Below are 21194 nucleotides of genomic sequence, written 5' to 3' on the forward strand. Positions count from 1 at the left end.
ACCTTGTTATGCAACGTGACTTTCATACCCTGACCGTGTCCGACACTCGCCGAGAGATCGGCGGCGCGGCCACCAGTGTAACTTTCGACGTCCCGCCCGATCTGACCGATCTGTTTCAATGGACGGCCGGGCAACATCTGACGCTCAGGTTTCAGATGGCCGGTGCGGAGCAAAGGCGCAGCTATACCATCTCGAACCCGCCGGGATCGGCGCTGCGCATCACGGTCAAGCGCGTAAAGGATGGGATCGTTTCCAACCACATAGGCGACACCCTGTCGCCCGGTGCCACGGTCGAGGTCATGCCCCCATTCGGGCATTTCACCTTACAGCCCGGAGCCCTGAAACGCCGCACCCACTATTTCTTTGGAGCCGGCAGCGGCATCACGCCGCTTTACGCGATGATCAATTCCGTTCTGGCAGATGAACCCCATTCTTCGGCCCATCTGGTCTTTGGCAATGCCAATGCGAACAGCATCATTTTCCAGGATGAGCTTGAGCAGTTGCTGGAACAACATCCGAACCAGTTCACCCTGCGCCATGTCCTGTCGCACCCCTCCATGCTCAGCTGGTTTTCACCGTGGCGCACAGGGCGGTTGGACGCAGATGTCATTCAGGCGGCAATCACTGAAACGCCTCCGGTGGCGCAAGACACTCACTATTGGATCTGCGGCCCCGGCAGTATGAATACGGATATCCGGGCGGCGCTGCGGAATCTGGATGTGCCAGACGATCGCATCCACATGGAAAGCTTCGGCGGAGACGCCCAAGACGACCTGAGCGAACCCGGCATGGCCGCAACCGCCCGGATCAGGCTGGACGGCAAGGTCTCGGAGGTGCCTGTTGCTGCTGGGCAAACCCTCCTTGACGCGGCGATTGCAGCCGGTCTGAACCCACCGTTCAGCTGCCAATCCGGTGTGTGTGGTGCCTGCGTCGCCCAGCTTGAGGACGGCTCCGTTCATATGCGCAACCGGATGGCTCTTGAGGATCGTGACGTCGAGAAGGGGTCGATCCTGTGTTGTCAAAGCGTCGCAACACAAAAAGATCTATCTCTGCGGTTCGAAGATTAGGTTATGTCAGGGCGTTTTGACATAACCCACCTTACTTGAACGTCAGATCAGGTGCGCCGCGTGTGACGTTTTGCGTGCGACTTTTACCAGCTTGATCAACCCGCACGGCCAGCTTTTCGGCCGTCGGGAATCGTTCGAAATATGCAAAGTGGATGGCCTCAATCACGTCGATATTCTTGCACCTTATCAGGTATTCAGCTTGAAATTCGTTTGTGTCATCACCATCCGTCCGCGTGGTGTCTGTGTCTTGCCCCAAACCTATGGCCGAAAGTGTGACATTGGCCATCGCGGCAAAACACTCGGCCTCTTCGGGCACAACAAACAACTCCAGAGGCTTGGACAGGTCGGAAATGGCGACAGCAATAGAATCCCGCCCTTCATCGTTTTGTACAGGCTTCTCGGTACCAAGAATGCCGACGGCGGGGACTGCAAGCGACAAGGTGAACTCGGCCTCGGAAACCACAATGTCCAGATCACCCGCGGTATGATCCTGCGCGACAGCGGTATGCGCCTGCGACACAAAAACCGCAGAGATCAGGATCAGGGCGAAAGCTGCGCTTTTCATAAACAGGCACCACTAAACAAAGAATCACCCGGATTATTCTAATATGTTTCAAATCCCGTGCAATCTTGGCCCCACGCATCGCGCCCCACCAATATTGGGGAGTATCGGGGTGACCAATATTATCCGACTATAAAACTCAGGTTGACATAGGTGACTAATTCACTCAGTTAATACATCATACGCGCCACATAGCCGGCGTATGAAAACCTTTTTCTGACTGGAAAGTGTCACCCCCATGACCCGATTTTTCACCGCCACCAGCATCCTTACAATTGGTGCTGCCACCGCAGCTTTTGCAGCTGACGCACCCTCGAAAGCCGATGTTCTGAATACCTACGCAAACATCGCCGAAGCCAAATATGACGATAGCTTGATCGCTGCCAAAGCGCTGCAAGAGGCCGTAAACGCCCTGATCGCCGACCCATCCGATGCCACCCTGAACGCGGCCCGCGCCGCCTGGGTCGCCGCGCGCGTGCCCTATCAACAGACCGAGGTCTACCGCTTTGGAAACGCCATCGTTGATGACTGGGAAGGCAAAGTAAACGCCTGGCCGCTGGACGAAGGCCTGATCGATTATGTCGATGCCTCCTATGGCGGACCCACTGATGAAAACGAGTTTGCCGCGCTGAACGTGATTGCCAATCCAAGCTTTGAGTTGTCGGGCGACGCCATCGACGCCAGCGAAATCACCCCCGAACTGCTGGGCGAAACCCTGCACGAGGCTGACGGGATCGAGGCAAACGTCGCCACCGGCTACCACGCCATCGAATTCCTGCTATGGGGTCAGGACCTGAACGGTAACGGCGCAGGCGCGGGCAACCGCCCGTATACCGATTATGTTCAAGGTGACGCCTGCACCGGCGGCAACTGTGATCGCCGCGCCCAGTATCTGAGCGCCGCGACCGCCCTGCTGGTCAGCGACCTGGAATGGATGGCCGCACAATGGGCCGAAGGTGGTGAGGCGCGTGCTGCACTGAACGCGAATGAAACCGCTGGGGTCAGCGCGATCCTAACCGGCATGGGCTCGCTGTCCTATGGCGAGCAAGCAGGTGAACGTATGCGCCTTGGCTTGATGCTGAACGACCCCGAGGAAGAGCATGATTGCTTCTCGGACAACACCCACAACAGCCACTATTACGACGGCTTGGGCATTCAGAACGTGTATCTGGGCAGCTATACCCGCATCGACGGCACCCCGGTTTCGGGCGCTTCGCTATCGGATTTGGTGATCTCGTCCGATCCGTCGCTGGACGCCGAGATGAAGGTCAAGCTGGCCAATACCATGCAAGCCCTGGGCCGTCTGAAGTCGACCGCCGAGGCCGGTTTCGCCTATGACCAGATGCTGGAACGCGGCAATGAGGGCGGCGAGCAACTGATCATGGGCGGCGTCAACGGTCTGGTCGATCAAACCAAAACGATCGAGCGTATCGTGACCGCTCTGGAACTGGATCAGATCGAGTTCGAAGGCTCCGACAGCCTGGATAACCCTGACGCGGTTTTCCACTAAGCAAACCCCGGATCGGGGGCGTGCGCAAATTCACGCCCCCGGCTTTCCTGTCACGCAAAATTGTGACTTGCAGCTGGACCCGAAACAAATAACTTACTAATTAAGTAAGAAATCTATCGAGCACAGATTCGCTATGATCGTATGTCACTGCACAAATATAACTGACCATGATATCCGCGCCGCGATCGATTGGATGCGGACAGCAGATGCACACACGATCATCACCCCCGGCAAGGTCTACCACGCCCTTGGAAAATCGGCGGATTGTGGCGGCTGCATGCCGCTTTTTCTGGACACAATGCGATCGAACGATAATCTGGAAGTCCCCATGCAGCTCCGTGCCCTACGCACCAGAGCAACTCAGGAGAAAGCAGATGAAGGGCAACCCCAAGGTAATAGAATACCTCAACAAATCTCTGCGGCATGAGCTGACAGCCGTCAGCCAGTACTGGCTCCATTACCGCCTGCAGGAAGATTGGGGCCTTGGCCACATGGCCAAGAAAAGCCGTGAAGAATCCATCGAAGAGATGGGGCATGCCGACAAGCTGATCGAACGGATCATCTTTCTAGAAGGCCATCCCAACCTGCAGAAACTGGACCCGCTGAGAATTGGTCAGAACCCCAAGGAAACACTGGAATGCGACCTGGCAGCCGAGCAGGACGCGCGCGCGTTGTACGTAGAAGCGCGGGATTACTGTAGAGAAGCACAAGACTATACCTCTATGTCGCTGTTCGAAGAATTGATCCGCGATGAAGAAAGTCATATCGACTTTTTGGAAACGCAGCTCGACCTGTACGAAAGGATTGGCGACGCCAATTATGCGCAACTCAACGCATCGAAAATGGACGAAGGCGAGTAGCCTTTTCATCCTGTCGGTGGTCGCCCTTGCAGCCACCCAAACCCCAGCCGCCGAGCTGCGGGACTATCACCTGAATTTCGAACCCAGAACCGAGGATGAACGTGCGCGCATCGCCCGTGTCACCGCTGCGCCCACCGATTTCAGCACGCCCCAAAGGTTCGAGGACTTGCCCGCCGGTGCCGCCACCGTTCGCACCCGTGCCGACGCTGATGCATTTTCGCAGCCCTCGGGCAACCTGAGCTTTGAGCAAGAGCTTGACTTTAAGGTTGGAAACGGGCTGTTCAAGAAAATCTGGGTGTCTTCTCCGGCCTCAACTCTGGCCTCGGATGGGCTGGGACCGCTGTACAACGCCCGCTCGTGCCAGCGCTGCCATATCAAGGACGGGCGAGGGCACACGCCCAACGGTCCGGATGACAATGCAATTTCGATGGTCCTGCGGGTCTCGATCCCCGGTGGCGGCGGATATGACGAGATCGAGGATTACATCGCCACCCAGCCCGAACCAAATTACGGCGGTCAGATGCAGGATTTGGCACTGCCCGGTCATCCGGCTGAATATCGCCTGGATATCACTTACGAAGACGTCCCGGTCACTTTGTCAGATGGCGAAACCGTCACTTTACGCAAACCGACCTACGCGGCGGCTGACCTTGGATACGGGCCGCTGCATCCAGAGGCGATGCTCAGTCCACGTGTGGCGCCACAAATGATCGGCCTTGGATTGCTCGAAGCGATCCCGGTCGCGGATCTGCTGGCCAACGCTGATCCCGACGATGCCGATGGGGATGGGATTTCCGGGCGTCCCAATATCGTCTGGGCGATGGAATATAGCGCCCCGATGATGGGTCGGTTCGGGCACAAGGCCGGGATGCCCACGATCATGGAACAATCGGCGGCGGCCTTTGCCGGTGATATCGGCATATCAAGCCCACTTTACCCCGCCAGCCACGGCGATTGCACCGATGCTCAGATTGGTTGTGCGACCGCCCCACACGGGGACGGTGACGTGCGCGAGTTCGAGATCGACCAGATCGGAATGGACCTTGTTGCCTTTTACAGCCGCAACCTGGGCGTTCCCGCCCGGCGGGACATGGACGACCCTCAGGTGCTGCACGGTAAGCAGGTGTTTTACGACACTGGCTGCGTGTCCTGCCACACGCCTGCCTTTGTCACCCATCGCATGTCAGACCGGCCCGAACAGAGTTTTCAGCTAATCTGGCCTTACTCCGACCTGTTGCTGCACGATATGGGCGAAGAGCTGGCTGATAACCGCCCCGAGGGTCGCGCCACAGGGCGCGAATGGCGCACGCCACCGCTTTGGGGCGTTGGGCTGACTGAACAGGTTTCGGGCCACACCCAGTTCCTGCATGATGGTCGCGCGCAATCCTTGATGGAAGCCATCCTCTGGCATGGGGGTGAGGCACAGGCAGCCCGCGATACGGTCGTGGCCATGCCCAAACCCGACCGCGATGCCCTGATCCATTTTCTGGAAAGCCTCTGACACATGCGTATCCTTGTTGCTGCTGTTGCATTGACGCTGCCCCTATCTGCGCTGGCGCAGGACCGTGGGCCGATCTTGTCGGATGCGGTCGAAGGGCACATCCTTCCCGGCTTTGCCTCACTGGCTGAAACGACCGAGGTGTTGGCCCAAACAGCACAAACCGATTGCACCCAAACCTCGCCCGAATTGCGGGGCGCCTATCACGCGGCCTTTGACGACTGGATCTCGGTCAGCCATCTACGCTTTGGCCCGTCCGAGGTTAACGACCGCGCCTTTGCGCTGGCCTTCTGGCCCGACACCAAAGGGTTCACCCCCAAAGCCCTGTCCAGCCTGATCGCGACCGAGGATGCGGCTGTGGAAAGCCCCGAAAGATTCGCCGAGACATCCGTCGCCGGACGTGGCTTTTTTGCCTTAGAACAGATGCTTTATGAGCTCAATTTTGCCGATCAGGGCAGCGTCCCGTATCGCTGCGCGTTGGTACAGGCCATCACCACCGATATCGTCAGCAATGCCCGCGCGATAAACGCAGATTGGGGCGGCTATGCAACTGCCCTAACCCAACCGGGCGACGACAGCCCCTATCGGTCCGACGATGAGGCCATGCAAGAGCTTTACAAGGCGTTGGTGACCGGACTTGAATTCACTGGCGACACCCGCCTTGGTCGTCCGATGGGCACCTTCGACCGCCCGCGCCCCAACCGGGCCGAGGCACGCCGTTCGGAACGCGCGCTTCGTCATGTGGAACTGTCGCTGACCGCCCTGCGCGATCTGGCCGCGCGCCTGTCAGCGGACAACCCGAAGATTGCCGCCGATCTGGACAGCGCCTTTGACAAGGCCATCATCCGCGCGCAATCGCTCGACGACCCGGTGCTGGCCGGGGTCGCCACTCCGCAGGGCCGCCTTAGGGTCGAGGCGTTGCAGCAAGCCATCAACGATATCCGTGCGATTGCCTCGGCCGAGCTGGGTCCGACTCTAGGCATCAGCGCCGGGTTCAATTCACTGGACGGGGACTGACCTGTTGCCCAGCCGTCGTCATTTTCTGGCCGGTCTGGCCGCGACCAGCCTTTCGCCGTTGCAAGGCTGGGCCGCAGTTGGTTCGCCCGACTATCTCGCCGCTGCCCTGTTCCCGGATGGCAGCTATCGACTAGCCGGGCTGGATACGGGTGGAAACATCCTGTTTTCCATACCTCTACCTGCGCGCGGCCACGCGGCGGCAGCCCATCCGCACCGCGCACAGGCCGTGGCTTTTGCCCGTCGTCCCGGCACCTTTGCGGTGGTCATCGATTGCGCCACAGGCACCGAAGTCACCCGACTTAACGCCCCACACGGTCGCCATTTCTATGGCCATGGCGTCTTTTCCCCCGACGGCACTCGTCTGTTCACAACTGAAAACGACTATGATTCCGGAGACGGCGTGATCGGCGTCTGGAACACAGACAGCTACACCCGCATAGGCGAGTTCACTTCGGGCGGGATCGGTCCGCATGACATGCGATTGATGCCCGATGGTCAGACGCTGGTTATCGCCAATGGCGGCATCGAAACCCACCCCGAGACAGGGCGCACCAAGCTGAACCTGCCAACCATGCAGCCGCAGCTGACCTATCTGGATTTGTCCGGCACGGTTTTGGAACAGATGGAACTGCCACGCGCGCTGCATAAGAATTCGATCCGCCATTTGGCTGTACGGCACGACGGTTTGGTGGCATTTGCGATGCAGTGGCAGGGGGACAAGGTGCATCACCCCCCTCTGCTGGGCCTACATCGTCGGGGCGAAGCACCGCGTTTGCTTTCAGCGCCTGATGCCTCGCAAAGCACGTTGCAAGGCTACGCGGGCAGTGTCGCCTTTGCCGGGGATGAAACCACGGTTGCCATCACCTGCCCACGCGGCAACGCCTTGCACCGGTTCGACGTCGCGAATGGCCAACTGAACGGGGATTTCCCGTTGGAAGACGTCTGTGGCCTTGGCTCCGGCCCCAAAGGGTTCGTTTTCACCACCGGCACCGGGATAGTCGGAGAGCTGACATCCACCCCCCGCATTTCAGCCCGGCCAGACTGTCATTGGGACAATCACCTGATCCCAATTCGCAAGCCTGCATAAACTCGGCAAATCCCCCCACATAGATTACACTTGGAAGAATCAAAATGCTGCCGTATTGGCGGGCGCTAAACCGGCACTTTAACCGCAAGGACTGACCTGATTGAAACAGACGCCCGACGCACCGCATTCCATCTACGGGGTAGAGAAATGGGGCAAAGGCCTCATTGAGGTGACGGAGCAGGGCGAGATCGGTCTGCGCAATCCCCTGGTGCCCGAGGCGGCGGCAATCAGCCTGCCAGGTATCCTGCATGATCTGGACGAACGCGGTATTAAGGCACCGATGTTGCTGCGCATCAGTTCCTATCTGGAAAACGAAATCGCCCATATCAACGAGAGCTTTCGCGATGCGATTGCACGTGTCGGCTACAAAGGCAGCTATCGCGGCGTATTCCCGATCAAAGTGAACCAGCAGGCCCAAGTGGTCGACCGGATCGTCGAGTTCGGTAAAAAGTACAACTATGGGCTCGAGGCTGGCTCCAAGCCGGAACTGGTTGTCGCACTGGCGCACCGTCTGGCCCGCGAGGCGCTGATTGTCTGCAATGGCGTCAAGGATGCCGAGTTCATCCAACTGGCCATCCTCAGTCGTAAGATTGGCTTCAACACGGTCATCGTTCTGGAAAGCCCGAAAGAGGCGGACACGGTGATCGAGGTCTATAACGAACTGGGTATCGAACCCCTGATTGGTGTGCGGGTCAAACTGACCAATCAGATCAGCGGCAAGTGGGAAGAAAGCTCGGGCGACCGGTCTGCCTTTGGCATGAACACTGACCAACTGGTCGCCACGGTGGACAAGCTGAAAGCGGCAGGTTTGCTGCATTGTTTGAAGCTGCAACATTCACACCTAGGCTCTCAGGTGCAGGACGTCAACGACGTGCGCCGCGCCGTTGGCGAGGCCTGCCGGTACTACACCGAACTGACGCGCGAGGGCGTGCCGTTGACCCATCTGGACCTCGGTGGCGGCATGGGCGTGGATTATACCGGTGAGAAAAAGGCTGCCGAGAACTCGATCAACTACACGGTCGAAGAATACTGCGCCAACGTGGTTGAAACCGTGGCCTACGCGATGGACGAGGCCGAGGTCGAACATCCAACGCTGGTGACCGAGAGCGGGCGCGCCGTGGTGGCGACGTCGTCGATGCTGGTGTTCAATGTGCTGGAAAGCACCTTGTATGACGCACCGAACGGCCCCGAGGTCGAAGCGGACGATCACCATCTGGTCTCGGACCTTGCCGCGATCAACGGGTACCTCAGTACCGAGCGTTTGCAAGAATGCTGGAACGACGCAAATTTTTACCGCAACGAGCTGCGCGCGTTGTTCCGCCGCGGCTATGTCGACCTGCGCCAGATGGCCCGCGCCGAACGCATCTATTTATCGCTGATGGCCCGCCTCAAGGCGCTGGCAGCAAGCGATGATTTGGAAACGGATGTGGACGACCAACTGGAAAAAGTGGCCGATATCTACCACTGCAACTTCTCGCTGTTCCAGTCGCTGCCCGATGTCTGGGCCATTGACCAGCTGCACCCTATCGTCCCGCTGCAGGGGCTGAACCAGACACCCGACCGCCGCGCGGTCCTGTCCGACATCACCTGCGACAGCGACGGTAAGATCGACCGGTTCATTCTGGCCGACGGTGTCTCACCCAGCCTGCCGGTGCATTCCCTGCCCGAAGATCAGGAATACCTGATGGGCGTGTTCTTTGTCGGTGCTTATCAGGAAACACTGGGCGATCTGCACAACCTGTTCGGGGACACCAATGTCGTGACCATCGACCTGCGCGCTGACGGTGGCTTTGACCTGCTGCACGAACAAGAGGGCGACACGATCAGCCAGGTCCTGTCCTATGTCGAGTTTGATCCACAGGATTGCGTTGCCGCATTCCGCAAAATGGTGGACGAGGCGATCTCGACCGGTACTCTAATGGCCAAGGATCGCAAAACCCTGATGAGTGCCTATCGCGACTCGATCAACGGCTACACCTATTACGAATAACCCCAGAGAGGAGATGACCCCCATGGGTACTTTGAGTGGCAAAACACTGGTTGTCGGCGCGGGCGGCGTATCCCACGCCGCCGTGCACAAGATGGCAATGAATTCGGACATCTTCACCGAAATCACTCTGGCCAGCCGGACCAAATCGAAATGCGACGCCATCGCCAAAGCGGTGAAAGACCGCGTGGGTGTTGATATCGCCACGGCCGAGTTGGATGCCTACAAAGTCGAAGACACCGTCAAGCTGATCAAGGAAACCGGGGCCGAACTACTCGTGAACCTCGCCCTGCCCTATCAGGATCTGGTGCTGATGGACGCCTGCCTTGAGGCCGGGATCCACTACCTCGACACAGCGAACTATGAGCCCGAGGATGAGGCCAAGTTCGAATACCACTGGCAATGGGCCTATGAGGAGCGGTTCAAAGAGGCTGAGCTGACCGCCATTCTTGGATCGGGCTTCGATCCGGGCGTAACCAGCGTCTTTGCCAAATGGCTTAAGAAACACAAGCTGGACACCATCCGCCAGATCGACGTTCTGGACGCCAATGGCGGCTCGAACGATCAGGAGTTCGCCACCAACTTCAACCCCGAAATCAACCTGCGTGAAGTGCTGGCCGAAGTGCGCCACTGGGAAAACGGCGAATGGCACCATAGCCCGGCGCTGACCAACAAGGTTGAATACGACTTTCCTGCCATCGGGCGGAAAAACATGTACCAGATGTACCATGAGGAACTGGAATCGCTCTCGACCCATTTCCCCGAGATCGAGCGCGCCCGATTCTGGATGACGTTTGGCGACGCCTATATCAAACACGCGACCGTACTGCAGAACGTCGGCATGACACGCATCGATCCAGTCATGCATGATGGCAAGGAAATCATCCCGATCCAATTCCTGAAAACTCTGCTGCCCGATCCCGGCGATCTGGGTGCCGAAACCAAAGGCAAGGCCTGCATCGGCGACATCGCTACCGGTCAGGCCAAGGACGGCTCGGGTGAGAAGACCTATTACATCTACAACATCTGCGATCACGAGGAATGCTATGCCGAGGTCGGCAGCCAGGCCGTCAGCTACACCACCGGCGTCCCCGCCATGATCGGCGCTGCGCAGGTGATCAAAGGCAACTGGTCCGAGCCCGGCGTGTGGAACATGGAACAGCTTGACCCCGACAACTTCATGGACATGCTGAATGAGCATGGCCTGCCTTGGCAAGTCCACGAACTCGACGGCCCGGTCGAGTTCTAAGTCCACTCATTTCATCTTTTGCCAAATACTCCGGGGGTCCGGGGGCAGAGCCCCCGGCCTCTCCACCACAAGGAAACGCCGGACATGTCCGACATGATGACCACACAGGCTGGCGACGCCGGAGCCTTCCGCAATTTCGACCTGAACCGTGTGCCAACCCCCTGCTTTGTGGTCGATGAAAAAGCGGTCGAGCGAAACCTGACCATCCTCTCCGATATCGGCACCCTGTCCGGCGCGCATGTCCTTTCGGCGCTCAAAGCGTTTTCCATGTTTTCGTTGGCCCCACTGGTGCGCCAGCACCTCGGTGGCACCTGCGCCAGCGGCATTTACGAGGCGCGTCTGGGCCGTGAGGAATACGGCGGCGAGGTCGCAACCTTCTGCGCCGGGTACAAAGACGCCGACATGGATGAAATTCTGTCGCTGTCCGACCACATCATCTTTAATAGCTCGGCACAAAAGGACCGGTTTTTGGCCAAAGCACAGGCCGCAAACGTGCAGGTTGGGTTGCGCATCAACCCCGAGCATTCCGAAGGCGAGATTGCCAAATACGACCCCTGCGCGCCCTGTTCACGTCTGGGTACCCCGATTAGCCAGTTGACCGCCGAGGCCATGAACGGCGTCGATGGCCTACATATGCACACACTCTGCGAACAGGGGTTCGATCCCTTGCAGCGGACATGGGCCGCCGTAAAACCAAAAATTGCGCCCTATATCAATCAACTCAAATGGCTGAACTTTGGTGGTGGCCACCACATAACGCGCGACGACTATGACCGTGAGGGTCTGGTGGGCTTCATCAAGAGCATCCGCGAAACCTATGGCATCGACGTTTACCTCGAACCCGGCGAGGCTGTCGCGCTGGATGCAGGTATTCTGGTCGGCGAAATCCTCGACCTGCCCACCAACGGAATGAACCTTGCCATCACCGATATCTCGGCCACCTGTCACATGCCTGACGTGATCGAAGCCCCTTATCGCCCCGCGTTGATGGACGAGGCCGAGGCAGGTCACACCTACCGTCTGGGCGGCCCGTCCTGTTTGGCCGGTGACGTGATCGGAGACTACACATGGAACAAACCGCTGGAGATCGGCCAGCGTTTTGCCTTCCTTGATCAGGCGCATTACTCAATGGTGAAAACCAACACGTTCAACGGCGTCCCCCTGCCCACCATCGCCCTGTGGAACAGCGAAACGGACGAGTTGAAGATCATCAAACAGTTCGGCTATGACGACTTTAAGGACCGACTCTCATGAGCATTTTCCTCGACAGTGAACTGACCGCATCTGAGCGCACCGAAGATGCCCGGTTCCGCGTGATCCCGGTACCGCTGGAGCGCACGGTATCTTACGGTTCGGGAACGGCCAAAGGCCCCGAGGCCATCATCGAAGCCAGCAATGAGCTGGAACGTACCACCGGCCACGCCGAGCCCTGCGTCGAGGGGATTTTCACCGAAGAGCCCGTGGATTGCGATGCGTCCCTGTCCGAGATCATGGAGCGCCTTGCCCAGCGCACCGAGGCCGCCATCCGCGCGGGCAAGGTGCCGGTCACTTTGGGGGGCGAACATTCGCTGAGTTACGGCGCTGTGATGGGTGTGGCTCGCGCCTTGGGTCAACCCATAGGCATTGTCCAGATCGATGCCCATGCCGACCTGCGCAATGCCTATCAGGGGGAAAAACACTCCCACGCATCGGTCATGCATCTGCTCGCTGAAGAAGGTATCCGATTAGCCCAGTTTGGCGTGCGCGCCTTTTCGACCGAAGAAGCGCAAAGCCGCCTGAAAAATCACGTTTTCCACGTGGATGCTGAGGAATTGGTCACCGGTAATATCCACGCCGTCGACCTGCCCGAGGATTTTCCTGAGCTGGTCTATGTCAGTTTTGACGTGGACGGGCTGGATCCCGCCATCATGCCCGCCACCGGGACACCGGTGCCCGGTGGGCTGGGCTACTATCAAGCGCTGCGGTTGGTCGAACATACCCTGAAAGGCCGCAAATGCGTGGGCTTCGACGTGGTCGAACTAGCCCCCAATGGCAATGCCGCCTGGGACTTTACCGCAGCGCAGATCGTCTATCGCCTGATGTCTGCCTGTTAACCCTCGGCGGTCTCGTTCAACTCCATGTGCCCCTCGCCCTTGTTCAGGACACTGCGCAACATGGGTTCGAAGAACTCCAGCGGTTTGGTCGGGTAATCCGGGTCGAACGCCTTTTGGTCGTATTCATGGCAGAAATAGCGGCAGTCCTCCCAATAAGGGCTGTCGCGATACTTGTCGCGGGCGTTGCGGTCGCCGCCTAGATGATGGTTGTAGTAGTACCCCTGAAACACACAGTGATGTTTGAGAATCCAATAAGTCTTCTCACTGACATAGGGCTTCATCATCGCCGCTGACAGCTCACCATGGTTATAGGGTGACAGAATATCGCCGGTGTCGTGGATCAGTGCTGCGACCACGACTTCCTCGTCCGCGCCGTCTTCAAAGGCGCGCGTCGCGGCCTGCAGGCTGTGCTGATAGCGATTCACGGGATAGGGCGTCCAGTCTTCGTCCAGCGACCGGATCGCGTCCAGAATCCGGTCAGGCAAAGCGGCATTGTATGCCTCTTCATACTCCATGACGGCGTCCCAGTCGGCCTTGGTGGCCTCTTCGAAACTGGTCCAGGTGGGTTTGTGGCTTTTGTCCAGCATGGCGCGGTCCTTTGGCTGATCTGTTGGAATCAGAGTAACGCATCCCTCCTACTCAAAAAAATGAATTGATTTTATCAATCTGATGAAAAAATAGTATCGCCATGCAATTCAAAGCAATCGAGACCTTTTTATGCGTGGCCGAAACCGGGGGCTTCCATGCCGCCGCGCGCAAACTGAACGTGACACAAACCGCCGTCAGCGCCCGTATCCGGCTGATCGAAGAAGAAACCGGCAAGGCGTTGTTCACCCGCGGTGCAGGCGGCACCAGCCTGACTGAATTCGGGCAACAGTTCCGACCATATGCCGAACAGATGCTGTCGCTTTGGTCATTTGCATCGCGCGAGCTGCCAGCCCAAACGCAGAACCGGATCGCGCTGCGTCTTGGTGCGCAACTGAGCATCTGGGACCCGCTGCTAGTCGATCTGGCCGTTCAGTTCGAACAGCGCCTCGGGCAACTTTTGCTGACGTTGAACTATGACCACGATCTGAACATGGTCGACGCGGTCGCCACCCATGTTCTGGACGCCGCATTGACCCACGAAACACCCAACGATCCGCGCGTGCAATCGCACGAGTTAAACCCCGAACGCCTGTTGCTTGTCAAAACTCCGGAAACGGACGATCCAGTTTTCGTCAATCTGGAACTGGGAGAGGTCTATCAGGACCACGTCCGTTCGGCTGCGCGGCAGGCCACGGGGCAAACGGTGTTTCTGGGCAATTGCCTGATGGCCCTGCGTTATGTCCTGCGGCGGGGCGGAACCGGGTATTTCCCGGAATACGTCATCCGAGATCATCTGTCCGCGGGTCAACTGACACCCGTGGCCGGGGCCATTGACCTGCTGCTGCCGCTGCATCTGGTAACCCGCCGTGACAGCACAACCAGCGACGATGTTCTGACCTGCCTGACCGAGCTGCGCACAGCCTAGGCTTGAGAGATCGCGCTCGAGGCATCTCTGTGGCGCCTGCGCAGCAACGGCCGCCCGGCAACCAGCAAGAACAGACAGGCGACCGCGATGCCGATGACCGCCGGCAGATACAACAGTATCCACAATTTCGGTTCTTCGATTACAACGGGTGAAACAAAGCCCCGCACGCCTTCCAGCACGACCAGAATCGAAAACGCCCCCAGAATCTGCGGCCACAGACCAAATCGCGAAAAGCTACCCAACATCAACGTGGCATACCCGGCCATTGCCACGGCGATACAAATGGCAACCCACGAAAACCGCTGATGCAATTCGTCAACCAATTCCCCGACGGGAAAGCCTTCGGCCGTACTGATGGCGGCGCGGTCTCGCAAAAGTTCAACGGTGGGGATGGCTTCGAGACTGCGCTCGGCCATGACATTCGAATTCGTCAGTGCGGAAATGTCATATGAGGCGTCCTCGAACAGCGTCGAGGACAAGGTTCTGCCCTCCTGATCCAAACGCAACGCGATCCCGTCCAACATCACCAAGTGGATCCCAGATTCATTGTTGACCAAATAGGCCGTTTTTGAGGAATAGCTGACCGGGTTCAGCGCATCTCGCCGATCTGATACGAAGACCTCAGACAGCGTGCCGTCCAGGTCAATCTTGCCGATATAGACAGTAACGCCAAAGGCGGGATGCAGGAATTCGCCCTCGTTCAACAATTGCGCGGTGACGTCCCCTGCTACTTCAGCCTGGCGCTGTTCAAGCTGTTCGACCGATGCGGGGCGCAAAAAGACGCTGATGACTGCCATCATCAGCCCGGTCACCAACCCAAACAGGAATACCGCACGGGCCAGCCGCCATGGGCTGGAACCGGTGGCCAGCATCACCGTCATCTCGCTTTCGCGGCTCAGCCGGTTGGTGGCATAAACAGCGGCGGCAAACACCGCCATCGGCATCACCGTGCGGATCAGCGTTGGCAATGTCAGCGCCGAGAATTCCAGAAACACCATGGCCGATTGGCCACCGCTGATGACTCGGTCAAACAGGCTAACCGATCGGGTGATCCAGAACACACCGACCAGAACCAAGGTGAAAAAGCCGAACAGAATCAGCAATTGCCGCAGGAAATATCCATCAAAGCGCGACATGGGTCCTCTTACGTGTGTTCGTGGTGGTCGGACATTATGTCATTCCGTCGCTGTAGGAAACCGGGATTGGCCAATTGTCACCACCACAAAAAGCGCGGCAATGGCCTGGCTTGCTGAACCCAAGACTGTGGCGTGGTCGATTCAAGCGGACTATGCCTCTGTAAACTATTATTTTCGGATCAAGGTGTGTCCTCCTTACCCGCCCATCCCGCTGTATCTCGGCGCTGTGTATCTACCTCTTCGAATTCCTGCTAAACAAAAAAAACAAAAAAAAAAACATCCTTGAGCAGACGAGCAGATGAGAGGTCTAACCGCAGCGTTGGCAGTGCTCTTGACTATGAGCACGCCATTGGCATCGAAAGAAATACAGGTTGGCAATGATCCAGGCGGGCGGATTCTGGACCGCAAGGTTCAGATCGAAATCGCCAACAGGACCAACGCGCGCATACACATTGTCGGGGATTACTGTAACTCCAGCTGCACCATGCTGTTGGGGGCAGACGATGTGTGTGTATCCTCCGAAACGCTTTTCGGGTTTCACGGCCCGTACCGTGTAAACCGGACAAAGATGACCGAAAAGGAATTCGACCAGAAAAGCACTTCGCTTGCCACGTACTACCCGCGACCGATAAGAAACTGGTTCATGTCCAAGGCAAGGTTTGTGGGCCCGGATGAGTTTCTGTATGTGTCCGGTGAATATCTGATAAGCATCGGCGTGCAAGAGTGCGCGTAAGACTTCTGCAGGCTGTCACTTCTCACAACAACCCATATGCAGGTCGCACGACTCTTGCACATCCATTGAAACAGCGATTTGAGTGGAATGGCAGGGGCAGCAGGGTTCGAACCCGCGACCTACGGTTTTGGAGACCGTCGCTCTACCAACTGAGCTATACCCCTAAGGTGCGCCTCAGATATGCCAGCCGCGCGACGGACTCAAGAGGCTTTTTCAGATTCCGCGCGACAATTGCATTCGACAAACAAGTTGCGTGCGGCGTTGAGTTCTATAAGACACGGTTTGGTCAGTACGAGGGACCCCATCCGTGAGTATCCGCAAAAAGATCGCCGACAGCGAAGCCGTTCTGAACTGGGCTGCGCGCCGCATCGCAAGCTATATCCGGATGGTCAATCGCAACACCACATGGCAACGCATCGGGTACGACGAACTGGACCAGTTGGTCGAACAGGGTGAGCCGGTGATCGTGGTGCTGTGGCACCAAAGGCTGGCGCAATCCCCCTATTTCTTTCCTTTGGAAAAAGGGCCGATCTGTTCGATCACCTCATCCGCAAGAGCGGGTAGTATGGTGGGCCGAGTGCAGAAACTGTTCGGCATGGATACCATCGCCATGACCAGCAAAAACGCAAATAACATTGCGATATCGCGCCAAGTGATCGGCAAGATTAAGCAGGGCATTTCCATAGGCATCGCCGCGGACGGTCCGCGCGGTCCCGAACGGGTACTGTCCACTGTGCCTCTGGTCTGGGCGCGCACCTCGGGCAAGCGGGTGTTCGGCATCACCTTTTCGGTAGAACATGGCCGCGAGGCGGGGACATGGGATCGTCTTTTGATGCCACGCCCCTGGCGGAATAAGGGTGTCTTTCTGTGCCGGGAATGGACTGAAACCGTGCCGCGCAAAGCGTCGGAAGAACAGATCGAAACCCTGCGCCAAAGCCTTGAGCAGCACATGAACGACATCACCGCCGAAGCCGACCGCATGGTCGGGCGCGAACCGTGGTCGCCTAAGGGTTAACCGCCCCTCAGCCGTTGCATCAAATAGATTTCGCTGCCTTCGGGGATCGGTTCGGTTAACCCGCTGGCGATGACCCGCCCGTCGATGGCGATGGACACCCCCGCATCAATCGGGGCCTGCAATTGCGGATGAATCTTCACCAGTTCTCGCAGCATCTCACCTGTGGTCCTGGCCTCAACCTCCACCACCTGCTGGCCCCCGGTCAGTGACCGGAGGCTGGACCAGAGGTGAACCTCAACCATTGTCCTTAAGCGCCGCCAGAATGCGGGGCGGTGACATCGGCAGTTGCTTCATCCGAACGCCCGCCGCATGCGACACCGCATTTGCGATGGCGGCCAAAGGTGGCACGATGCCCGTCTCACCCACACCACGCACGCCAAATGGATGGCCGGGGTTGGGCACTTCGACAATCACCGTGTCGATCATCGGCAAGTCACTGGCGACAGGGATACGGTAATCCAGGAAGATCGAGTTCTGCAGGCGTCCATCCTCGCCATAGATATATTCCTCGTTCAGTGCCCAGCCGATGCCTTGCGCGGCACCGCCCTGATACTGGCCTTCCACATAGGTAGGATGGATCGCCTTACCGGCGTCCTGAATGACCGTATAGCGGGTAACTGCAGTCTTGCCTGTTTCCGGATCGACCTCAGCATCAACGATATGGGTGCCAAAGGATACGCCTGCGCCTTCTGGCGTGGCCTCGAAATGGCCCGAGATAGGCCCGCCGGTTTGACCCATGTGCGCGGTGATATCGGCCAGTGGGCGCGGGTCGAAATCACCCGCGTTTGGACCCGAAGGTACAGCGCAGCCGTTTTCCCATTTCACCGCATCCGCCGGAATTCCCCAGCTGGCGGCAGCTCGTTCGCACAGCTTTTTAACCGCGTGTTTTGCTGCCTTGATGGTTGCCAAGCCGCTTGCATAGGTCACGCGCGAACCATGTGAAACGTCGTTATACCCCAGCGTCGCAGTATCGGCGACGGTCACACGGATGTTCTCATACGGAATGCCCAGAACCTCGGCCGCCATCAGCGCCATTGACGCGCGTGAGCCACCGATATCGGGCGTGCCCACCATCAACTGTGCCGAGCCATCCTCGGACAGCGCCAGCGAAACCGACGTTTCACCCCCGTGGTTGAACCAGAACCCGCAGGAAATCCCACGACCCTGCCCCGGCTTCAGCGGGGCCGAGTAATGCGGGTGGGCCTTCGCGGCCTCAAGCGTTTCCACCAAACCGATCCGCTCATACGTCGGGCCATAGCTGGCTTTGGTGCCTTCATGGGCGGCGTTTTTTAGTCGAACTTCGATCGGATCGAGGCCCAGCTTCTTACACAGCTCGTCAATCACCGATTCAACCGCAAAAGCCCCCATCGGTGCACCCGGCGCGCGGTAAGCGGCCTGTTTCGGGCGGTTGGCCATCACGTCATACCCAATCTGGCTGACATTGGTCAGGTTATAGGGTGCAAAGGCACACATGGCGGTCATGTCACCCGGGGCGCCCGGAAACGCCCCGCCCTGCAGGCGGAACACGCCTTGGGCTGCCGAGATGGTGCCATCCTTCTTCATCCCGATCTTGATATCCATCGACGCCGAGGATGTCGGGCCAGTGGCCCGGAACACCTCGGACCGGGTCATCACCAGCTTAACCGGGCGGTTCGCCTTGCGGCTCAGTGCCAGCGCGACAGGTTCGATGAAGACTGTGGTTTTACCACCAAAACCACCACCAATCTCGGACGCAGTCACGCGCAGTTGCGAGGTTTCGATACCCAATAGCGCGGCACAGGTCTTTTGTGCGATCCAGTGGCCTTGAGTGGTACACCAAAGCTCACCCTTACCGTCGTTGCCCAACATGCCCAAACAGGCATGCGGCTCGATGTACCCCTGATGGGTTGCCTCGGTGACAAAGCTGTCTTCGATAATCAAGTCAGCTTCGGCAAAGCCAGCTTCTACATCGCCGTGCCCGCTTTCGTGGTACCGCACGACGTTCGGGTGCATCCCCTCGGGTACGGAATAATCCGCAGCACCTTCGCGTAAGACCGGCGCATCCGGCTCCATCGCTTTGTCTACGTCGGTGACGTGCGGCAGCACCTCGTATTCAACTTCGATCAGCTTGAGCGCATCGCGCGCCGCCAAGGCCGAGGTCGCCGCCACAGCCGCGACTGCGTGCCCGTCATAGAGCGCCTTTTCACCCGCCATGACATTTTCCAGAACATTCCAGAATTCACCCTCAAGGCCGGGTTTGAACGGCACTTCGGCAAAATCCGCGCGTGTGACGACGGCTTTGACATCCTTGTGCGCTTCGGCCTGCGAGGTGTCGATCTTCACAATCCGTGCGTGGGCGTGGGGCGAACGGAGGATCGCGCCGTGCAGCATGCCTGGCGCAGAAACATCCGCCCCGAACTTGGCGCGACCAGTGACCTTGTCCAGGCCATCGGGCCGATCCGGGCGCGTGCCGACGAAGGTGAATTGCGTTTTACGATCGTCGAGTGCCATTATGAAGCCTCCCGCAGTTCTTCGGCCGTTTCCATCACGGCGCGAATGATCTTGTCATACCCAGTGCAGCGGCACAGGTTGCCTGCCAGCCAGTACCGGGCCTCTTCTTCGGTCGGGTTGGGGTTCTTCTCCAGCAGCGATTTGGCCGCGACCAAAATGCCCGGCGTGCAGATACCGCATTGCAGGGCGGCATGCTCGATGAACTTTTTCTGCAGCGGATGCAGAACGTCACCCTCCGCGATGCCTTCGACGGTTTCGATCTGCTTGCCATCGGCCTCGACCCCTAACATCAGGCAGGAACAGACCAAACGGCCATCAACCGTGACCGAGCATGCGCCGCAATCGCCGGTGCCGCAGCCCTCTTTCGCACCAGTCAGGTTCAGCTTGTCGCGCAGACAATCCAGCAGGGTTTCGCGCGGATCGCAAAGGTAATCGACCGCGTCACCATTCACGGTGGTGGATACGTGGAACTTGCTCATGCTTCCTCTCCCTTGGCGCGGGCATAGGCGATTTTCGCGGCGCGCTTGGCCAGAACGCCGGCGACCTCGGTACGGAATTCGATAGTGCCGCGTTTGTCGTCAATCGGGTTGCAGGCCGCGGATGCCGCAGCGGCCAGTGCGTCCAATGAAGCGTCGTCCAGCGCGCTGCCGACGATGGCCTTGGCACAGTCCTCAACCAGCAGCACGGTTGGCGCGACAGCGCCCAATGATACGCGCGCCTCGGTGACGGTGTCCCCGTCCAGACGCAGGCTGACGCCAACGCCAACCACGGCAATGTCCATCTCAGTGCGCGGGATAAAGCGCAGGTATGCGTCGCCGCCATTGTCGCCCCGTGCGGGGATGTGGACGGCCGAGATCAACTCGCCCTTGGCCAGCGACGTTCTACCGGGTCCGGTTGGGATGTCTTCGACCGCTACCTCACGGTCGCCATCCGGGCCGGTCACCGTGACCGTGACACCCGCCGCAACCATGGCAGGCACCGAATCCGCCGCCGGAGAGCCGTTGCACAGGTTGCCGGTCAGCGTCGCGCGCCCCTGAACCTGGGTCGAGCCGATCAGATCCATCGCCTCGACCACGCCGGGCCAGTCGCGACCCAGTTCCAGATGTTCGCTCATCTCGGCGCCAGTGGCAGCGACGCCCAGCGTCCAACTGCCGTCGGCGTTGCTGTTGATATCGCGCACGCCGTCGATCTTCTTTATGTCGATCAGCGTATCGGGCGTCACAAGTTCTGATCGCAGTTGCACCAGAACATCGGTGCCGCCTGCCAGAAACCGTGTGATGCCCGTCGCGTTTGCGGCCAGTGCCGAAGCTTCGGCAAAGCTGGCGGGGCTGTGATAATCCATGAAATACCTCGCACCTGTTGATCAGGATTCACTGG

General features: G+C 58.6%; 21 protein-coding genes and 1 tRNA gene. 14 read left to right on the forward strand and 8 right to left on the reverse strand.

Annotated features, from left to right (window positions below; all coding sequences use genetic code 11):
- Positions 1-8: 8 nt before the first annotated feature.
- The gene (locus ACR0M2_RS17805) at positions 9-1067 is read left to right on the forward strand and encodes a 2Fe-2S iron-sulfur cluster-binding protein (protein WP_480706339.1); all 1059 of its coding nucleotides are present in this window, start codon (positions 9-11) and stop codon (positions 1065-1067) included.
- A gap of 31 nt (positions 1068-1098) precedes the next feature.
- Here the strand turns inward: ACR0M2_RS17805 and ACR0M2_RS17810 are convergent, their stop codons facing one another.
- On the reverse strand, positions 1099-1632 hold the full coding sequence (locus ACR0M2_RS17810) for a ZrgA family zinc uptake protein (RefSeq protein WP_480706341.1): 534 nt from the start codon (positions 1630-1632) through the stop codon (positions 1099-1101).
- Between the two features lie 235 nt (positions 1633-1867).
- Here ACR0M2_RS17810 and ACR0M2_RS17815 point away from each other — a divergent pair, with 235 nt between their 5' ends.
- The 10 genes from ACR0M2_RS17815 (at position 1868) to speB (ending at position 12930) form a co-directional block, all read left to right on the forward strand.
- Complete coding sequence (locus ACR0M2_RS17815) at positions 1868-3139, forward strand: imelysin family protein (RefSeq protein WP_480706343.1); 1272 nt, start codon at positions 1868-1870, stop codon at positions 3137-3139.
- Positions 3140-3272: 133 nt separating this feature from the next.
- Positions 3273-3566, forward strand: coding sequence for a (2Fe-2S)-binding protein (locus tag ACR0M2_RS17820; RefSeq protein WP_170350875.1), 294 nt, complete (start codon positions 3273-3275; stop codon positions 3564-3566).
- Positions 3514-3999 (forward strand): bacterioferritin, encoded by a 486-nt coding sequence (gene bfr, locus ACR0M2_RS17825; RefSeq protein WP_480706345.1) that lies wholly within the window; start codon positions 3514-3516, stop codon positions 3997-3999. Before ACR0M2_RS17820 ends, bfr begins: the two co-directional genes overlap by 53 nt.
- Positions 3959-5500 (forward strand): di-heme oxidoreductase family protein, encoded by a 1542-nt coding sequence (locus ACR0M2_RS17830; protein ID WP_480706347.1) that lies wholly within the window; start codon positions 3959-3961, stop codon positions 5498-5500. The genes bfr and ACR0M2_RS17830 overlap by 41 nt, the downstream gene beginning before the upstream one ends.
- A 3-nt stretch (positions 5501-5503) precedes the next feature.
- Positions 5504-6514 carry an imelysin family protein gene (locus tag ACR0M2_RS17835; RefSeq protein WP_480706349.1) on the forward strand — a complete coding sequence of 337 codons (1011 nt, stop codon included), beginning with the start codon at positions 5504-5506 and terminating at the stop codon, positions 6512-6514.
- 4 nt (positions 6515-6518) lie between these two features.
- Positions 6519-7601, forward strand: coding sequence for a DUF1513 domain-containing protein (locus tag ACR0M2_RS17840; RefSeq protein WP_480706351.1), 1083 nt, complete (start codon positions 6519-6521; stop codon positions 7599-7601).
- Between the two features lie 100 nt (positions 7602-7701).
- Positions 7702-9591, forward strand: a complete 1890-nt coding sequence (speA, locus tag ACR0M2_RS17845) for a biosynthetic arginine decarboxylase (protein WP_480706353.1) — start codon at positions 7702-7704, stop codon at positions 9589-9591.
- Between the two features lie 22 nt (positions 9592-9613).
- The gene (locus tag ACR0M2_RS17850) at positions 9614-10837 is read left to right on the forward strand and encodes a saccharopine dehydrogenase family protein (RefSeq protein ID WP_480706355.1); all 1224 of its coding nucleotides are present in this window, start codon (positions 9614-9616) and stop codon (positions 10835-10837) included.
- A gap of 84 nt (positions 10838-10921) precedes the next feature.
- Positions 10922-12091, forward strand: a complete 1170-nt coding sequence (gene nspC, locus ACR0M2_RS17855) for a carboxynorspermidine decarboxylase (protein WP_480706357.1) — start codon at positions 10922-10924, stop codon at positions 12089-12091.
- Positions 12088-12930: an agmatinase gene (gene speB / locus ACR0M2_RS17860; protein WP_480706359.1), complete on the forward strand. Its 843-nt coding sequence runs from the start codon at positions 12088-12090 to the stop codon at positions 12928-12930. Before nspC ends, speB begins: the two co-directional genes overlap by 4 nt.
- Here speB and ACR0M2_RS17865 read toward each other — a convergent pair.
- Positions 12927-13517, reverse strand: a complete 591-nt coding sequence (locus tag ACR0M2_RS17865; protein WP_480706361.1) for an HD domain-containing protein — start codon at positions 13515-13517, stop codon at positions 12927-12929. The two genes, speB and ACR0M2_RS17865, sit on opposite strands and share 4 nt — an antisense overlap.
- 101 nt (positions 13518-13618) lie before the next feature.
- Here ACR0M2_RS17865 and ACR0M2_RS17870 point away from each other — a divergent pair, with 101 nt between their 5' ends.
- Positions 13619-14443, forward strand: coding sequence for a LysR family transcriptional regulator (locus tag ACR0M2_RS17870; protein WP_480706363.1), 825 nt, complete (start codon positions 13619-13621; stop codon positions 14441-14443).
- On the opposite strand, the gene lptF is transcribed toward ACR0M2_RS17870, so the two are convergent.
- Complete coding sequence (gene lptF / locus ACR0M2_RS17875) at positions 14440-15579, reverse strand: LPS export ABC transporter permease LptF (RefSeq protein ID WP_480648538.1); 1140 nt, start codon at positions 15577-15579, stop codon at positions 14440-14442. The two genes, ACR0M2_RS17870 and lptF, sit on opposite strands and share 4 nt — an antisense overlap.
- Positions 15580-15877: 298 nt before the next feature.
- Here lptF and ACR0M2_RS17880 point away from each other — a divergent pair, with 298 nt between their 5' ends.
- Complete coding sequence (locus tag ACR0M2_RS17880) at positions 15878-16312, forward strand: hypothetical protein (protein WP_480567516.1); 435 nt, start codon at positions 15878-15880, stop codon at positions 16310-16312.
- Positions 16313-16400: 88 nt separating this feature from the next.
- Here ACR0M2_RS17880 and ACR0M2_RS17885 read toward each other — a convergent pair.
- Positions 16401-16476, reverse strand: a tRNA-Trp gene (locus ACR0M2_RS17885).
- A 143-nt stretch (positions 16477-16619) separates the two neighbouring features.
- Between ACR0M2_RS17885 and ACR0M2_RS17890 the strand changes: the two genes are divergently transcribed.
- On the forward strand, positions 16620-17327 hold the full coding sequence (locus ACR0M2_RS17890) for a lysophospholipid acyltransferase family protein (RefSeq protein ID WP_480706365.1): 708 nt from the start codon (positions 16620-16622) through the stop codon (positions 17325-17327).
- Here the strand turns inward: ACR0M2_RS17890 and ACR0M2_RS17895 are convergent.
- Genes ACR0M2_RS17895 through ACR0M2_RS17910 form a run of 4 tightly spaced genes read right to left on the reverse strand, consistent with a single transcriptional unit; the run spans position 17324 to position 21159 of the window.
- On the reverse strand, positions 17324-17569 hold the full coding sequence (locus ACR0M2_RS17895; RefSeq protein WP_170362067.1) for a MoaD/ThiS family protein: 246 nt from the start codon (positions 17567-17569) through the stop codon (positions 17324-17326). The two genes, ACR0M2_RS17890 and ACR0M2_RS17895, sit on opposite strands and share 4 nt — an antisense overlap.
- The gene (locus tag ACR0M2_RS17900; RefSeq protein WP_480706367.1) at positions 17562-19817 is read right to left on the reverse strand and encodes a xanthine dehydrogenase family protein molybdopterin-binding subunit; all 2256 of its coding nucleotides are present in this window, start codon (positions 19815-19817) and stop codon (positions 17562-17564) included. Before ACR0M2_RS17900 ends, ACR0M2_RS17895 begins: the two co-directional genes overlap by 8 nt.
- Positions 19817-20296, reverse strand: coding sequence for a (2Fe-2S)-binding protein (locus ACR0M2_RS17905; protein ID WP_170350859.1), 480 nt, complete (start codon positions 20294-20296; stop codon positions 19817-19819). Before ACR0M2_RS17905 ends, ACR0M2_RS17900 begins: the two co-directional genes overlap by 1 nt.
- Positions 20293-21159 (reverse strand): FAD binding domain-containing protein, encoded by an 867-nt coding sequence (locus ACR0M2_RS17910; protein ID WP_170397958.1) that lies wholly within the window; start codon positions 21157-21159, stop codon positions 20293-20295. The genes ACR0M2_RS17905 and ACR0M2_RS17910 overlap by 4 nt, the downstream gene beginning before the upstream one ends.
- Positions 21160-21194: the final 35 nt, after the last annotated feature.

This window comes from Ruegeria sp. BE10, assembly GCF_056538905.1.

Bases quoted from the DNA above. Each gene is read 5' to 3' on its own strand.
- nspC (WP_480706357.1), top strand. From the start codon at position 10,922: ATGTCCGACATGATGACCACACAGGCTGGCGACGCCGGAGCCTTCCGC.
- ACR0M2_RS17815 (WP_480706343.1), top strand. From the start codon at position 1,868: ATGACCCGATTTTTCACCGCCACCAGCATCCTTACAATTGGTGCTGCC.
- ACR0M2_RS17865 (WP_480706361.1), bottom strand. From the start codon at position 13,517: ATGCTGGACAAAAGCCACAAACCCACCTGGACCAGTTTCGAAGAGGCC.
- ACR0M2_RS17830 (WP_480706347.1), top strand. From the start codon at position 3,959: ATGCGCAACTCAACGCATCGAAAATGGACGAAGGCGAGTAGCCTTTTC.
- ACR0M2_RS17905 (WP_170350859.1), bottom strand. From the start codon at position 20,296: ATGAGCAAGTTCCACGTATCCACCACCGTGAATGGTGACGCGGTCGAT.
- ACR0M2_RS17910 (WP_170397958.1), bottom strand. From the start codon at position 21,159: ATGGATTATCACAGCCCCGCCAGCTTTGCCGAAGCTTCGGCACTGGCC.
- ACR0M2_RS17870 (WP_480706363.1), top strand. From the start codon at position 13,619: ATGCAATTCAAAGCAATCGAGACCTTTTTATGCGTGGCCGAAACCGGG.
- lptF (WP_480648538.1), bottom strand. From the start codon at position 15,579: ATGTCGCGCTTTGATGGATATTTCCTGCGGCAATTGCTGATTCTGTTC.
- ACR0M2_RS17820 (WP_170350875.1), top strand. From the start codon at position 3,273: ATGATCGTATGTCACTGCACAAATATAACTGACCATGATATCCGCGCC.
- ACR0M2_RS17850 (WP_480706355.1), top strand. From the start codon at position 9,614: ATGGGTACTTTGAGTGGCAAAACACTGGTTGTCGGCGCGGGCGGCGTA.
- ACR0M2_RS17805 (WP_480706339.1), top strand. From the start codon at position 9: ATGCAACGTGACTTTCATACCCTGACCGTGTCCGACACTCGCCGAGAG.
- ACR0M2_RS17895 (WP_170362067.1), bottom strand. From the start codon at position 17,569: ATGGTTGAGGTTCACCTCTGGTCCAGCCTCCGGTCACTGACCGGGGGC.
- ACR0M2_RS17900 (WP_480706367.1), bottom strand. From the start codon at position 19,817: ATGGCACTCGACGATCGTAAAACGCAATTCACCTTCGTCGGCACGCGC.
- ACR0M2_RS17835 (WP_480706349.1), top strand. From the start codon at position 5,504: ATGCGTATCCTTGTTGCTGCTGTTGCATTGACGCTGCCCCTATCTGCG.
- ACR0M2_RS17880 (WP_480567516.1), top strand. From the start codon at position 15,878: ATGAGAGGTCTAACCGCAGCGTTGGCAGTGCTCTTGACTATGAGCACG.
- speB (WP_480706359.1), top strand. From the start codon at position 12,088: ATGAGCATTTTCCTCGACAGTGAACTGACCGCATCTGAGCGCACCGAA.
- bfr (WP_480706345.1), top strand. From the start codon at position 3,514: ATGAAGGGCAACCCCAAGGTAATAGAATACCTCAACAAATCTCTGCGG.
- ACR0M2_RS17810 (WP_480706341.1), bottom strand. From the start codon at position 1,632: ATGAAAAGCGCAGCTTTCGCCCTGATCCTGATCTCTGCGGTTTTTGTG.